The 13585-nt window shown below is 72.6% G+C and carries 10 protein-coding genes; 4 read left to right on the top strand and 6 right to left on the bottom strand.

The annotated features are described in order from the left end of the window. Window positions 1-142 precede the first annotated feature (142 nt). On the top strand, window positions 143-676 hold the full coding sequence (gene cpt / locus ABZ471_RS38600) for a chloramphenicol phosphotransferase CPT (protein ID WP_359073312.1): 534 nt from the start codon (window positions 143-145) through the stop codon (window positions 674-676). A 194-nt stretch (window positions 677-870) separates the two neighbouring features. Continuing rightward, window positions 871-1086: a hypothetical protein gene (locus tag ABZ471_RS38595; protein ID WP_359073311.1), complete on the top strand. Its 216-nt coding sequence runs from the start codon at window positions 871-873 to the stop codon at window positions 1084-1086. 137 nt (window positions 1087-1223) lie between these two features. On the opposite strand, the gene ABZ471_RS38590 is transcribed toward ABZ471_RS38595, so the two are convergent. Genes ABZ471_RS38590 through ABZ471_RS38580 form a run of 3 tightly spaced genes read right to left on the bottom strand, consistent with a single transcriptional unit; the run spans window position 1224 to window position 5175 of the window. Further along, the gene (locus tag ABZ471_RS38590; RefSeq protein ID WP_359073310.1) at window positions 1224-3056 is read right to left on the bottom strand and encodes a GMC family oxidoreductase; all 1833 of its coding nucleotides are present in this window, start codon (window positions 3054-3056) and stop codon (window positions 1224-1226) included. Then, window positions 3053-4492 carry a hypothetical protein gene (locus ABZ471_RS38585; protein WP_359073308.1) on the bottom strand — a complete coding sequence of 480 codons (1440 nt, stop codon included), beginning with the start codon at window positions 4490-4492 and terminating at the stop codon, window positions 3053-3055. Before ABZ471_RS38585 ends, ABZ471_RS38590 begins: the two co-directional genes overlap by 4 nt. Further along, the gene (locus tag ABZ471_RS38580; RefSeq protein WP_359073306.1) at window positions 4489-5175 is read right to left on the bottom strand and encodes an FCD domain-containing protein; all 687 of its coding nucleotides are present in this window, start codon (window positions 5173-5175) and stop codon (window positions 4489-4491) included. Before ABZ471_RS38580 ends, ABZ471_RS38585 begins: the two co-directional genes overlap by 4 nt. A gap of 248 nt (window positions 5176-5423) precedes the next feature. On the opposite strand from ABZ471_RS38580, the gene ABZ471_RS38575 reads away from it, so the two are divergent. After that, a complete protein-coding gene (locus ABZ471_RS38575) occupies window positions 5424-6962 on the top strand; it encodes a carboxylesterase family protein (protein ID WP_359073304.1) in 1539 nt (512 codons plus the stop codon). Between the two features lie 150 nt (window positions 6963-7112). Here the strand turns inward: ABZ471_RS38575 and ABZ471_RS38570 are convergent, their stop codons facing one another. Both ABZ471_RS38570 and ABZ471_RS38565 read right to left on the bottom strand, forming a co-directional pair. Further along, window positions 7113-7997, bottom strand: coding sequence for a sigma-70 family RNA polymerase sigma factor (locus ABZ471_RS38570; protein ID WP_359073302.1), 885 nt, complete (start codon window positions 7995-7997; stop codon window positions 7113-7115). A 183-nt stretch (window positions 7998-8180) separates the two neighbouring features. Beyond that, complete coding sequence (locus tag ABZ471_RS38565; RefSeq protein ID WP_359073301.1) at window positions 8181-10388, bottom strand: FUSC family protein; 2208 nt, start codon at window positions 10386-10388, stop codon at window positions 8181-8183. Between the two features lie 369 nt (window positions 10389-10757). On the opposite strand from ABZ471_RS38565, the gene ABZ471_RS38560 reads away from it, so the two are divergent. Then, a complete protein-coding gene (locus ABZ471_RS38560) occupies window positions 10758-12491 on the top strand; it encodes a DUF4157 domain-containing protein (protein ID WP_359073299.1) in 1734 nt (577 codons plus the stop codon). Window positions 12492-12536: 45 nt separating this feature from the next. Here the strand turns inward: ABZ471_RS38560 and ABZ471_RS38555 are convergent, their stop codons facing one another. Further along, window positions 12537-12935, bottom strand: coding sequence for a VOC family protein (locus ABZ471_RS38555; protein WP_359073298.1), 399 nt, complete (start codon window positions 12933-12935; stop codon window positions 12537-12539). Window positions 12936-13585: the final 650 nt, after the last annotated feature.

Here is a 13585-nt window from a genome sequence, read left to right as displayed (position 1 = left end):
CCGCGTTCGTGGCCGGGCAGATGCGTACCCTGCGTGGGCCGCTGCGCGTCCTGTGGCTGCGCCGTCTGATCGTGACGTGGCTGATGGATACGGTGCCCGATATTCGTTTCGTGCCGTGTGCGAAGCGTCTTACTGTGGCGCGGTGACGACTCAGATGATCATTCTCAACGGTGGTTCCAGCTCGGGGAAGTCCGGGATCGTCCGGTGTCTGCAGGCCGTACTGCCTGATCCGTGGCTGGCGTTCGGGTGCGACTCGTTCGTCGACGCCCTGCCCGCGAAGATGCAGGGGTCGGACGGGGGGATCGAGTTCGCGGCCGACGGCGGGGTGAGCGTCGGGGCGGACTTCCGGGCACTGGAGGCGGCCTGGACGGAGGGCATCGTGACGATGGCCCGCGCAGGCGCCAGGATCATCATCGATGACGTCTTCCTCGGCGGAGCGGCGTCCCAGCAGCGGTGGCAGAAGGCTCTGGGCGGACTGCCCGTGTTGTGGGTCGGCGTCAGGTGTGAGGGTGCGGTTGCCGCGGGCCGTGAGGTTGCACGAGGAGACCGGGTCCAGGGCATGGCCACGTTGCAGGCGGACGTGGTTCACGAGGGGGTGTTCTACGACCTGGAGGTGGACACCACGCATACCGAGTCGCTGGAGTGTGCGCGAACCATCGCCGCCCAGGTCGGCTGATCGCCGGACCGGCTCCCGGCTGCCCGACCGCGGCACGGCCGGATTCCTCGCGCGCGGCCGGGCCCCGACGACAGGGCATCAGGCAGGACCGCGGGGCCATCAGAGTGGTCTCAGGCCGTGTCGGGCGGCCGGGGCGAGCCCGGTTGGCCATGCTGGGCCGGGAACGGCACCTTCCAGGCGACAAGGAGCACGGTATGCCGACGGACTCTGTCGGGCGATTCCTGGCGGCCCTGGACCCGGACCACCGGGAGGCCGTCGGCGCCAAGCCGCGCGAGGAACAGGAACGTCTCGCGGCGGACTGGGAGCGGGAACTGGAATCGGACGACGAGCTCGACACCCTTGACGAGTTGTCCCCGCCGGCGGCGGAGGCCGAGGCGGCCCGCCGGGTGATGGCACGCGGAGACGGTTAGAACCTGCAGTCCGGCGGTGCACGACAGTTCGGCGGTTGGCCCGCTGCTGTGGCGCGCGACGAGCCGGCCGCCTACGAGCTGTGCGGCCGCACCGCGGTGCGCGGTTGCCCGCCGACAGCGCCGAGACCGCCTCGTCCTCAGGTCCTGGCGGACTCCTCGGTGATCGCCAGGGCCGCCGCCATGATGCTCAGTTGGGGATTCACCTGGGGGCAGCTGGGGAGTACCGAGGCGTCTGTGACCAGGACTCCGTGTACTCCGCGGAGCTGGCCCCAGGGGTCGGCCGGGAAGCGCTGCGGGTCGGCGCCCGCGGCGATCGTGCCGGTGGGGTGGTAGGCCGACAGGTGAAGCTGGCGCGCGCCCGTGGTGGAGAGGACCGTGTCGAGTTCTGCGAGGCTGCGTACGCGGGGGTTGTGGGGGATGCCCGTGAGGACTTCCTCTGCGCCCGCTGCGAACAGCAGCTCGCCCATCGCTCGGACAGCGCGCAGGAGACGGCCTGCGTCACGGCGGTCCAGGTCGTAGCGGATCAGCGTGCGCTCGCGGCCGAGGACACGGCCGGAGGGACGGTCGGCGATCATCGCGCCCAGGGTGGCGAGCCGGTCGGCGCTCTCCAGTTCGCGGCGCAGTTCGCCGCCCAGTCCGGGGAGGATGAAGGAGCCCATGCCGGGTGGGGTGGCGGTGGCCTCGATGAGGATGCCCTGGGAGTGATGCTCCTCCACTCCGACGCTCTGCAGCACGCCTTCCCACGCGGTGACCGGTTCGGCGAAGCGCCCGGCGACGCTCGTGGCCGGGTGGACGCTGAGATTGTGCCCGAGCCGAGGATGCCGGCCGAGCCCGGAGCGGCGCAGCAGCGGTGGTGACTGCAGCGCGCCCGCCGCGACGACGACCAGGGGTGCGAGGATCTCGAACGCGCCGTTCTGTCGCAGGACGCGTACTCCGGACGCGCGCGGGCCTGCGGGCCGGTCCGTGTCGACCAGGATGCGCTCCACCCGTGCCTCGGTGACGATGCGGGCACCGGCGGCGCAGGCGTCGGGCAGCACGGAGAGCTGCACGCTCTGTTTGGCGCCGGTGGGACAGCCCACCACGCACTGGCAGGAGCCGCGGCAGCCGGGCGCGTTACGGCGCAGAGGCCCGGCCTGCCAGCCGAGTTCGCGGGCACCGGCGAGCGCGGTGCGGCCGTTGGCGCCGAGGACGTCGAGGGGTTGGGTGGCCACCCGCAGGGTGCGCTCGGCCTCGTCCAGTTGCTGGTCGAAACCGTCGGCGAAAGCGCATCCGAAGTCCTTGCTCCAGCGGTCCAGGACGTGATCCGGAGTGCGGTAGCACGTACCCGAGTTGACGACGGTGGTGCCGCCGACAGCACTGCCGGTGGGCAGGAGTAGGGGTGGGGTGCCGAGGGCTGTGGTCGCTCCGCCGTCCCGGTACAGGTCGGTGAACCGGTCCAGGGGAGCGCGCCGGCCGAACGAGGCTGTGTCGTGGTGCCGTCCCTCTTCGAGGACGACGACGTCGAGGCCGGCTCGGGCCAGGGTCCGCGCGGCGACGGCCCCGCCGGCGCCCGAGCCGATGACCACGGCGTCGGCGGTGGAGCGGGCGGGCCAGGCGGGTGCGGGCGTCACGTCGAGCGGTGGGTCCTGGGGCGCGAGGCCGTGCGGCGCCGGACCGTCCTGGAGCATCCGTTCCGTTCCGGCGGCCAGGAGGACGGGCACCTTGAGCACGTCCAGGAGCGGCAGGAGTGCGGGGCGTGCGGCGAGACCGTCGAGTACGGCCTCTCGCTCGGGCGGGGTGAGTGCGCGCAGGGTGCGTCCGGTGCGGGCCACGGCGTAGGCGTCCACGCCGTGTGCCGCTGCCCGCAGGCCGGCCCGGGCGGGGAGCGGCATGGCGGTGAGGACCGCCTCCAGTCGGGCGGGGACGCGTCGGGGCCAGTCGGCGGTGCCGTCGTCCGCGATGAGGGCGGCCACGAGTCCGGTGAGGCTCATCGTGTGCCCACCTCCGCGTGCGCGGTGCCCTCCAGTGTCCACTCGGCTTCGGTGCGCCAGCCGCCGAACCACCACCGCTCCAACAGGACGTACGCGTCGGCGCGTTCGCTGTTGCGGCAGGTGGCGTGGCTGCCGTCGGGGTCGGTGTAGTCGAGGGCGAGGGTACGGTCCGGTGGCTGGGTGACCTCGACCCGGATCCGGCGCAGGCCGGATCGGCCGGTGACCGTCCAGACAGGCAGGGTGATGTCGGCGCGAAAACGCCCCGCTCCCGCCCAGCCGGCGGCCGGCCGTTCGGGGCGGCGTGGCCAGGTACTGCCCGGCCGGCGCAGCCGCAGGAAGACCAGGGGCGGAAGTCTGCGCAGGCCGGGGCGCATGGAGACGGCGGCGACGATCTCCAGGACGTCTCCGCCGCCGAGGTCGGCGTGCAGCCAGGCCCAGCGGCGGGCGTTGCCGTGGCCGTAGATCCGCGCCGACGCGCCCGGGGCCGCGGTGAGCCTCAGCGTGGTGTCGTCGTGGGTGAAGGTGCCGTCGTAGGAGGCGCGAGCCGCGGGCAGCATCTGGGCGGCTGGCAGCAGGGGCCGACGCCAGGACCAGCGGGGGAAGGTGAACAGCGGCTCGTCCGCGGGTCGTTCGGTCAGGTCCCAGCGCAGGGCGTCGCCCTCCGCCGTCCCGGACAGGCGGCCGGGGCGGACTGCGACCTCGTCGGCGCTGAAGCCGGACTCCTGGGGCGTCCACTCGACGGGGCCGAAACGGGCGTGTCGCACGGGTCCGTCCTTGGGGAAGACCGCGGCCCAGCCGTGCGCGTACGGCTCGGATCCGTCGGCCGGCGCGGTGAGTTCGTGGTGGAGCCACAGTCCGCTGCCGCTGTCCGGGTCGGTGATGGTGGTGTACCAGACCTCGGTGCGGCCCGGCTCGCCACGCCACCGGGGCGCGAGATAGGTGCCCGGATCCTCCCGCCGCGGGAACCGGAAGCTCGCCAGGAAGGGGAGGAGCTGTGTACCGAGAGGGAAACGCAGGGTGCCTGTGCCGATCCGGTCGCCGTCCTCGTAGAGGGTGTACGGGAGTACGGTCATCGACGCGACGGGGCTGCGCCCGGTGACGGATTTCCAGCCGTCCAGGGTCAGCCGGCGGCCTTCGGCGGTGAACGTGATGCGGTAGCGGATCCTGCGTCGCGCGAGCGGTGAGATCTCCAACTCGCCCTCGGCGTCCGGGGCGTCGGCCCAGCCTGCGATCCGTATCCGGCCGGTGGCACGAGCCTCGGTCGTGCCGAGCAGCCGCAGGAACCGCCGGGCCGAGACCGTCAGATCCAGGCGGACCCGGCGTGTGCGGTCCTCGTCATGGAGCCGTAGCGAACCGAGCATGGTTTCGCGAAAGACCGTGCCGCGGACGGGTGAGGCACTGCTCGTGGCCGCGCGGGAGGTCGTCGACCCGCTCATGCGAGGCCCTCCAGCATGATCCGCTCGGTCGCCGTCAGATACTGCTCGGCTGCCCGCCGTGCGCCGGTCTCGTCGCCGGCCTCCACCGCGTCGACCACCGGCTCCAGACGCCCGCGGGCCACCTGGGCGTCCAGGAACGGTCCCCTCAGCGCGCTCCGCACCGGCAGGTAGGCGTTGAAGAGGGTGTTGGTCAGCAGGACGTAGACACGGTTGCCGGTGGCGCGGGCCAGGGCCCGGTGGACCTCGATGTCCGCGAGCTGTACGGCATCGGCGTCCGCCGCCTCTCCCACGGCCCTCAACAGCGCCCGCAGCTCGGCCAGTTGGCGGCCGGTGGCCCGGGCCGCGGCCCGCTCGGCGATCAACGCTCCGATGCTGCGCCGCACTTCGAAGACCTCACCGATCCAGTCGGGGCTGTGGCGTACGAGCATGGGCAGCAGGTCGGCGCCACCCAGGCGAAGGTAGTCCCGCACGCGCGTACCGACGCCGTGCCGGGTCTCCAGCAGGCCGGCCTGCAGCAGACGCCCGAAAGCGTGCTTGAGGGTGGTACGGGTGACGCCGTATCCGTCGGCGAGTGTGCGCTCGGGCGGCAGATAACTGCCCGCCGGGTGGCGGCCGGTGAGGATGTCCTCACGCAGTCGGCTCTCCAGGACATCGACGATGGTTTCGCGGGGCAGGGCCTCCACGCCGTCCTCCAGTGGCTCAGTGGATGAGCCACTCAACCAACAAGGAGTCGTGGAAGTCAACGGCGCCGCTCCATAAATCACTGGCCCGCGACCTGAGTCGGCGGAATGATCCCCGTGTCGGTGTGCGGCCGTCGCCCGGACAGAAGGTCCGGCCGCGCGCTGCTGTGCGCCTGCGTGCAGCGGGCGGGAGTTGCCGCTCCGCCGACGACCTCCACGAACGCGTTCTCCCTGCCTGGGAAGGGTCTGCGATGACGACTGCCACGTCCGAGCCGAACGGCTCCGAGCCCGAGGTCCGCACCGCAGGAGGGGCGCTGCGCGGCAGCGTGGACGAGGGCCTGGCGGTCTTCCGGGGGATCCCGTTCGCCGAGCCTCCGGTGGGCCCGCTCCGCTTCGCCGCACCGCAGGCGGTCAGGGGCTGGGACGGCGTACGCGCGGCCGTGTCGTACGGCCCGCCACCTCCGCAGGCCGGCCACTTCGGCATGGACGCGATATCCCGGGCCGCGGCGGGCGACGACTGGCTGACGGTCAATGTCTGGACGCCCGAGCCGTACCAGGGAGCAGGGCTCCCTGTGATGGTGTGGATCCCCGGCGGCGCGTACAGCATCGGCATGTCCAGCCTTCCCGAGTACGACGGCGCCCGCCTCGCGCGGGAGGGCGGTCTGGTCGTGGTGACGCTCAACTACCGCGTGGGCATAGAAGGCTTCGCGTACATCGACGGGGCGCCCGCCAACCGGGGCCTGCTCGATCAGGTGGCCGCGCTGGAGTGGGTGCGCGACAACATCCGGGCTTTCGGGGGCGACCCCGACCGGGTCACCGTCTTCGGCCAGTCGGCGGGCGCGGGGTCGGTGGCCGCGCTGCTGGCGATGCCACGGGCAGCGGGGCTCTTCCGCCGGGCCGTCGCGCAGAGCGTACCGGGGACGTTTTTCTCACCGGCCCTCGCCGGCGACATCGCCGCCGCCTGCGCCGCCGAGCTGGGCCTGCGGCCCACAGCGGCCGACTTCTCCACCGTGGCCCCGGTCCGGCTGCCCTCGGCCGGTGACGCGGTCACCGCCAAGTCCGCCTCGTTCGCGGAGCGCTGGGGTACAGTCGCACACAGGTCGATCCCGTTCTCGCCTGTCGTCGACGGTGACATTCTGCCCGTCACTCCCTGGCAGGCCCTGGCCGAGGGCGCCGGCCGGGACGTCGAGATCATTGTCGGACACACCCGCGACGAGCAGCGGTTGCTCACGGCGCTGGACGGCGTGCTCGGCCAGGTGACGCAGGAACAAGCGGCGACCGCTCTGCGGGTCTTCGCCCCCGGCCCGGAGGGCGCACGCCGGTACCGTGACGGGTTTCCCGCCGCCGGTCCGGACGAGCTGTACGAACTCGTCCACTCGGACTGGCTGTTCCGCATGCCGAGCCTCCGTCTCGCCGAAGCGCAGACCACCGGCGGCGGACGTGCCCACATGTACGAACTGACCTGGGCGGCCCCCGGAATGGGAGGTGTCCTCGGCGCCTGCCACGGCCTCGACGTACCCCTCGTGTTCGGCAACCTGAGCAGCGGGCAGCCCGCCGCGCTGATCGGCGAAGGCCCCTCCCCCGCTGCGGAGGACCTGTCCGCGCGCATGCGCACGGCGTGGACGGCCTTCGCCCGTCACGGCGACCCCGGCTGGGCCCCGTACGACATCGAGCAGCGCCGCACGCAGGTCTTCGACACGCGATCGGCCGTCACCGCCTATCCGGAGGAGACCTCTCGCCTCATCTGGCAGGACTATTCCCTTCCGGTACTGCCGCTGGTCGGTCGGTAGGGGGCGGTGGCCATCGAGCGACACCGCACCGGCCTGTCCGGCCTCGTCCCGGCTCGCCGCACTCGGGCCGGGCGTGGTGATGGCCTGGGGCGGCGGGCCTGACGGGAGGGTGACCGCATCGCGCGCCGGTGCCATGGGGGCCTGGCCGAGTCAGAGGGGTGGCGGCCGGTCGAGTCGGCGCACCGTGCCGTCGCTGCGGAGCCTGTCGGGGTTGCGGATCGCGTAGAGGCCGGTGATCCGTCCGTCGTGGATCTCGAAGGCGAGCAGCAAGTCGCGTCCGCCGCCGATCAGGAAGCGTGCGGCGGGCATGCCGTTGTAGGTGGCGTACTCGATGGGGGCGCGGGCTGCGCCGGTGCCTGCCACACCGAGAGCGAAACGGGCGACGTCGGCGCGACCGGTGATCGGGTGGTGGGCAGCGGCGGCTTTCCCACCGCCTTCGGAGATCTGCACGACTTCGGGCGCCAGCAGGTCCATCAGCGTCTGGATGTCACCGCTTGCCGCCGCGAACAGGAACCGCTGGATGATCTCGCGCGTGGCGTAGGAGTCGGGCTCGAAGGGGCGGCGCCGCGCGTGCAGATGCCGGCGGGCGCGGTGTGCGATCTGCTGGACACCCGCCTCCGTCCTGCCGGTCGCGGCGGCGATCTCGCCGTGGGTGTAGCCGAACACAGCGTGCAGGAGGAACACCGCACGCTCGGTGGGACCCAGGGTGTCCAGGACGAGCAGCATGGCCGTCGACACCGATCCGGCCAACTCCGCGTCCTGGCTCACCCCGGGTGCGGTGCGGACCGCCTCAGGCAGGTCCGGGCCTGCGTGGTCCTCGCGCCGCGCCCCGGCCGCGCCCAGGTGGTAGAGCCCCTGCCGGGTCACCAGGCGCACCAGGTAGGGGCGCGGATGCTCGATGGTGGCGGGGTCGACCTGGATCCATCGCAGGTAGCTCTCCTGCAGTACGTCTTCGGCGTCCGCGGCGCTGCCCAGCATCTCGTAGGCGATCGTGAACAACAGCGGACGGTGCTGGACGAAGGGGTCCTCAGGCACGGCATGCCTCCCCTACGAGCGCGCACGAGGACCTCGGCCTCACATCCGGCTCCTCTCGTCGGCTGCCCATGGGGACACCCGCCGACGACCATCTGTGACCATCCATGACTGTGATCTGGTTCACATCGCCGGATGAGGGGGTGTTCGGGCGTGATCAGCCGCCTGCTCCGGTCAGCGCCCGCCTCAGTGCGCTGGGGGCTTCCCGTCATGCTCGGGTCCGGGCCCACCGCGTGCGATGCGTCCCAGATCGGTCATGAGGGAGCCCAGCCACGACACGGTCGCGTAGTACAGCCTCGGTGCGCCGGACGGCTCCGCCGCGAACCCCGCGACCGGCTCGATGAGCGGCACCGGCGCGGTCGGAGTGTCACCCCCGGGATCCAGTGCCGCCGAGACCAGCAGCATCCGCCCGGCCACCCGGTCCCCCAGCCCGCTGACCGACTCGGCCGCCGCTGGGCCCAGCCCGTCGAGCGGCGGCTGCAGCAGCCGCTCCGAGCCCCACAGGGTGTGGTGACCGGCCATCAGCGTCGCCTGCCAGTCCACGGCCGGCAGGGCCACCCCGCGCCGCCTGCCTCCGAAGGGCGTCGGCTCGCTCTGGAACTGCGCGTACGCGGACTCCGCGAGGATGACGGCATGCTGCAGCGACCGGTGGCCGGACGCCCCGGACGGGGCGCAGGCGCCCCCGCCCCCGGACGCCGAGGCACTGGTCGCCACGACGATCTCGGCTGCCCGGCGCAGGAGCTCGCCCACCGCGTGGCGCAGCTCGTCGTGGGCCCCGCGGGGCCAGGCCAGCAGGCCGAAGACCCCGCCGATCGCGCTGCCGACCACGACGTCCAGCAGCCGGACCTCGGCCAGCCGCCACGTCGGGGGTGCCAGCTGGGCGAAGACCAGGGCCACGAGCACGGTGAACAGTCCCTGTGCCCAGCCGACGCCTCTGACCGGCCCCACCGTGAACGCGAAGAGCATCCACACCGGCAGTACGGCGGCGTACACCTCGGTGTCGGTCCCCACCAGGGCCAGTACTCCGGCGGTCAGCAGGGCCCCGGCCAGCGTGCCCGCGAGGGCCCGGCGGATGGTGCTCCAGGTCTCGTCCATGGTGGTCCGGGTGAGCGTGAGGGTCGCCAGCGTGGCCCAGAACCCGTGCGGCAGCGTGTCCACCCCGGCCACGAGACGGGCCGCCGTCAGGGCCAGGGCGATGCGTACCGCGTTCTGGAAGAACACCGACCGGCGCTCGGCGTGGCCGCGCACCCGGTGCCACCACAGACGCGGGGCCCAGCTCGTGGCGTACCAGAAGCGATCCGTCGGCACCTCCACCGAGGCCTGCCGTCCTCGTACCGCCAGATCGGCCGCCGAGGCCATGGCCAGCGCCGCGTCGGCGACCTCCAGTACGGCGGCGTGCAGGCGCAGTACGGCAGGCGGGAAGTCCGGCGCCGACGTGGTCCCGGCGGCGAGGTCGCAAGCGGCAGCCCCGCTGGGGGCGGGGCTCGCGGACGCGGCCGACAGATGTGCGCGGGCTCCGACCAGCTCCTCGTACGGTGTCGCCGGCGACGGCCCCGCCTGCAGGCAGGTCGCGGTCGCCGCGGACAGTCCCGCCACCGCATGCAGTACGGCGGTCACGTCGGGCCCCGGAGTGCCGCCCGGCGCGGCGGGGAGCTGCGCCAGCCGGCTGAGCAAAGTGCGGATGGCCAGGCCGGCGTGGGTGAGGGCGCGGTCGCGGACCCCCGGTCCCGCCGGTCGTTCCGCCTCCGGCACGGTCAGGGACCGCAGTGCCCAGCCGGCGTCACGGGTCGCCTGGACGTCCGCTTCGGTCAGGGCGTACGGAGGGGCGGCAAGGAGTGTCGCGCAGCGCACGGCGGTCTCCGCGGAGCGGGCGGCCCGCTCCCGGTACGACGGCGGGGCACGCCCGGGAAGGATCAGTGCCTCTGCGGCGATGAACAGGGCCAGCCCGGTCGTCGTCCCGATCAGCCGCTCGCCGAGCGAGCCGGGATCGTAGGGCGGGAAGGAGGGCAGAATGTAGAGGAGTTGCAGACCGGGCGACGCCCCCGCCGGACGTGGTCCGCCCACGGCGGCAAAGGCCAGCGCGAAGCCGACCACGAGCATGCCGACGACGGCGCTCCAGGTGCGCACGGACAGATAGGTGCCGATGACCACCAGCAGCAAGCACACCGGCAGCAGCCGCAGTACCACCGCGGCTCGCTGCCGCCCGGTGCCGGGGATCTTGGAGAGTCCGCCCAGGGCCACGGTGGCGAACAGGGCGTAGGTGGCCGCGACGGGGCTGTCCAGGCCGTAGCGGAAGAGGTAGAACCCGGCCGCGGCGACCAGGGTCACGCGTATCGCCCGGCGGCCCGAGGCTGCGTAGGCCGCCGGGATCCGACCGGCTGGGACACCACCCACCCCTTCAGGATCACGCACCACCAGGCGCCCGGCACTTTCCCACCGCCCCGTGGCCTCCCCGGCCCGCCTTCCAGTTGGACGCAGCCCGCCAGGAGCAGGCCCCGTGCCGTCCGGTCTCGGCGGCGTCGCAGCGCCCCGTGTCATGGCTCCAGGGCCGTTGTCCGCGGTTGGTTCCGCAGCGGCTTCCGAGTGACATCGCCTGCCCGGAGGGGCCCATCGAGACAGCGGGTGCCGGCAACGCGGGCCGGTCGGGGGCATCGGGGCAGACCGGTCTGCCCCGGGTACTGCCCTCGTTGTCCTTTCGCCTGTGTCACCGGGGCGCCAGCATGATCAGTTCGGTTCACCCCATCCGTACGAGGAGACGCGGCCATGCGCGACACCGACCGGCAGCAGCGCTCAGCGGAGCCACGCCAGCAGCAGGGGCGTCCCCGGCAGGACGTCCGCGTACCGGCGGCGCTCGGGGCGCGGCTGACTGCCGCCGGGCTCGCGGGGCAGGCCTCCCCGGAGGCGACGCTGGCGTTGCAACGGGCCATCGGCAACCGGGCGTTCACACGACTGGCCGCGCGGGAGCACGAGCAGCAGGGGGCGGCGTGCGGCGAAACGGACGCCCGGTCGCACGAGCCGGACCTCGTCGGCGGGGATGCCGTGCAGCGGCTCGTCGACGAGCAGACGGTGCAGCGCGATGCCCTGGACCGGGTGGACGCCGTGACGCGGACCGTGGGCAGCGCGCTCCCGGCGCAGGTCCAGCGCAGGATGGAGAGCGACTACGGGGGCGAGGACTTCAGCGACGTCCGGGTCCACGTCGACCGCGACTCCGCCGAGAGTGTCGGGGCCAAGGCGTACACCACGAAGACCAACCACATCGTCTTCCGCAGCGCGGGCGACATGGACGACCACACCATGCGCCACGAACTGCAGCACGTCCGGCAGCAGCGGGCGGGACGGGTTCCCTCAGGCGTGAGTCACCCCGGCGACACCCTGGAGCACGAGGCGGAGGACACCGCGGTCCGGATCGGGCGGAGCCCGACGGGAAGCGTCCAGCGGTCCGCCGTCGCGGAGCCCGGCGCCGCGCCCGCGGCGCAGTCGGCCGCAGGTGGTGCCGTCCAGCGGATGGTGCTGAAGACCGGCCGGGACCTCTACCAGCAGTGGGGTGGCGACGGCCCCGCGCTGGTCCCCGCCCAGAAGAACTGGCTGTGGAGCCAGCTGCTGAGGCTCGGCGGCGGGCAGCGCAACGTCACGGCCATGAAGCTCCCGGACGCCCTGAAACTGCTGGCCGACAACAACGTGACCAGGGAGCTGATGGACCAGGAGGTGGGGCAGCCTTCGGCGCCCCCGCAGCCGCAAGGGCCGAAGTCGCGGGAGGAGTACGACGCGGAGGCGAAGAACACCGTCGACGAGGCGGACGCCCTCTGGCGCGCCCGGGAGCCCCAGATGCCCCGGCTCGACACCGTCGCCTTCCATGTGGAGGGCCTCGGCCGGGGCACCGTCGCCATGCTCAGGAGCCCCTCCGGTCCCCGGCACTCCAACATGCTGGCGTGGTTCTCGCACGGTTACGAGGACAAGCACCCGATCGCCATCGACACGGAGCGGACCTACGGCTTCGCCGTCCAGGAGGAGAAGAGCCTGAAGCGGATCGGCGCCTCAGCGGAGGTCTACGCGTCGTTGCCGGACGCCATGGCCGCCTCCGGAAGGCAGCCCACCAAAGACGCTCCCGGCGCGTACGTGCAGCCCCACCACGCCACCGAACTCACGCAGCAGATCGATCTGGTGGTCGGTCTCGTGAACCACTGCGACGTGGCGGTGCTGCTGGACTTCCAGTGGTCCGAAACACCTGCTGAAGAGTTCACCGCGGCCAGGGCGGCCGGCACGCCGCCGCTGCCCGTCATCATCGAGCGGGCCGAGGCACTGGCGAAGTACGGCTCTTTGCTGATCTTCGCCTGCCGTACCCCGTGGTCCGTCAACGCGGGAGCCGAAGGCAGCAGCGTGCTCAAGGCGAACTACCGGCGCGAGCTCCTGGCCCAGGGCCGCACCCCCGAACAGGCCGAGAAAGAGACCCAGGACAGGTACGAGGCCTCCCCGACCGAGGGCTTGGTCTACCCGTGACGGTCCGCCCTGCACCGGGGCTGCGTACGGGACTCGGCGCTGTGCTCAGCCGATGTTGACCATCCACGTGATGCCGAAGCGGTCGGTGCACATGCCGAAGACGTCGCCCCAGGCCTGCTTCTCCAGGGGGACGGCGACGGTGGCGCCGTCGGACAGCTTGTCCCAGTAGCCCCGGAGTTCGTCCGCGTCGTCGCCGCTCAGGCTCACCGCGAAGTTGTTCCCGGGCTGGTGCTGCATGCCCGGCGGGTTGTCGGCGCCCATCAACGTGAAGCCGCTGCTCGTCTCGAGCATGGCGTGCATGACCTTGTCGTCCTGCCCGGTGCCGCCGCCGTACTGCCCGTAGGTGTTGAGGGCCAGTTCGCCGCCGAGGACGGTCTTGTAGAACTCCATGGCCTGTCGTGCGTTGCCAGGGAAGCTGATGTACGGATTGAGGCGAGAAGTCACGGGGGTCCCTTTCGTCACGGGTCATCGATGCGGGCAGCTTACGCACGGCGGAGGCGGGGGGAGCGGCCCGGCACCGGCGGTGGCTCGCCCGGGGCCCGTCCGGCGGAGCGGATGTGATCATGCGGGTGTTCTTTGCCGCCCGCAGGCGGAATGCTTGATTGCCGTATGGGTTGCGATGGGGGTGTTGTCGGCCAATGTGATGCCTCCGTACCGGACCGGGGCCCCATGAGGGCGCCACGCGGATCGCCGAACCGACGCGGGCGGACACGGGGGCACGTGCCCCTGGCAGGGAACGTCTCCTTTTCGCGGCGCAACGCCCATACCCACGCCGGGTTCCGTGACGCCGCCGACCACCCGTCCGGGCCGGTGGAGACGGGCAGGCCCCGCCGCCACGGCTCATGGCCGAGGAGCCCGGGAAGGGTTGCGGCCGTCTCCCCGGTACACGATCGCGAAGCGCTGTGGCGCCCGCCGCGCCGCCCGTGCCCGCCGCCCACGGCATGACACGGAGGGCTTCGGCACCCCCGTGCGGCCAGTCGACTGTCGGCCAGATCCGACACGGCGAGCACACCCGCGGGGGCTTCAGGGCCCTTGTTCCTGCCGTGCCCGGGTGATTAGGCTCCGGCTCGCCTTCGCATGTTGCGCACATTTTC

The sequence above is a fragment of the Streptomyces sp. NPDC005728 genome (genome assembly GCF_040630895.1).
Classification (GTDB): domain Bacteria; phylum Actinomycetota; class Actinomycetes; order Streptomycetales; family Streptomycetaceae; genus Streptomyces.
The sequence above is the reverse complement of the archived record's forward strand: the minus strand, read 5'-3'. Positions and strand labels throughout refer to the sequence as shown.

Coding starts and splice junctions, on each gene's coding strand:
- ABZ471_RS38560 (WP_359073299.1), top strand. CDS start 10,758: ATGCGCGACACCGACCGGCAGCAGCGCTCAGCGGAGCCACGCCAGCAG.
- ABZ471_RS38595 (WP_359073311.1), top strand. CDS start 871: ATGCCGACGGACTCTGTCGGGCGATTCCTGGCGGCCCTGGACCCGGAC.
- ABZ471_RS38590 (WP_359073310.1), bottom strand. CDS start 3,056: ATGAGCCTCACCGGACTCGTGGCCGCCCTCATCGCGGACGACGGCACC.
- ABZ471_RS38575 (WP_359073304.1), top strand. CDS start 5,424: ATGACGACTGCCACGTCCGAGCCGAACGGCTCCGAGCCCGAGGTCCGC.
- ABZ471_RS38585 (WP_359073308.1), bottom strand. CDS start 4,492: ATGAGCGGGTCGACGACCTCCCGCGCGGCCACGAGCAGTGCCTCACCC.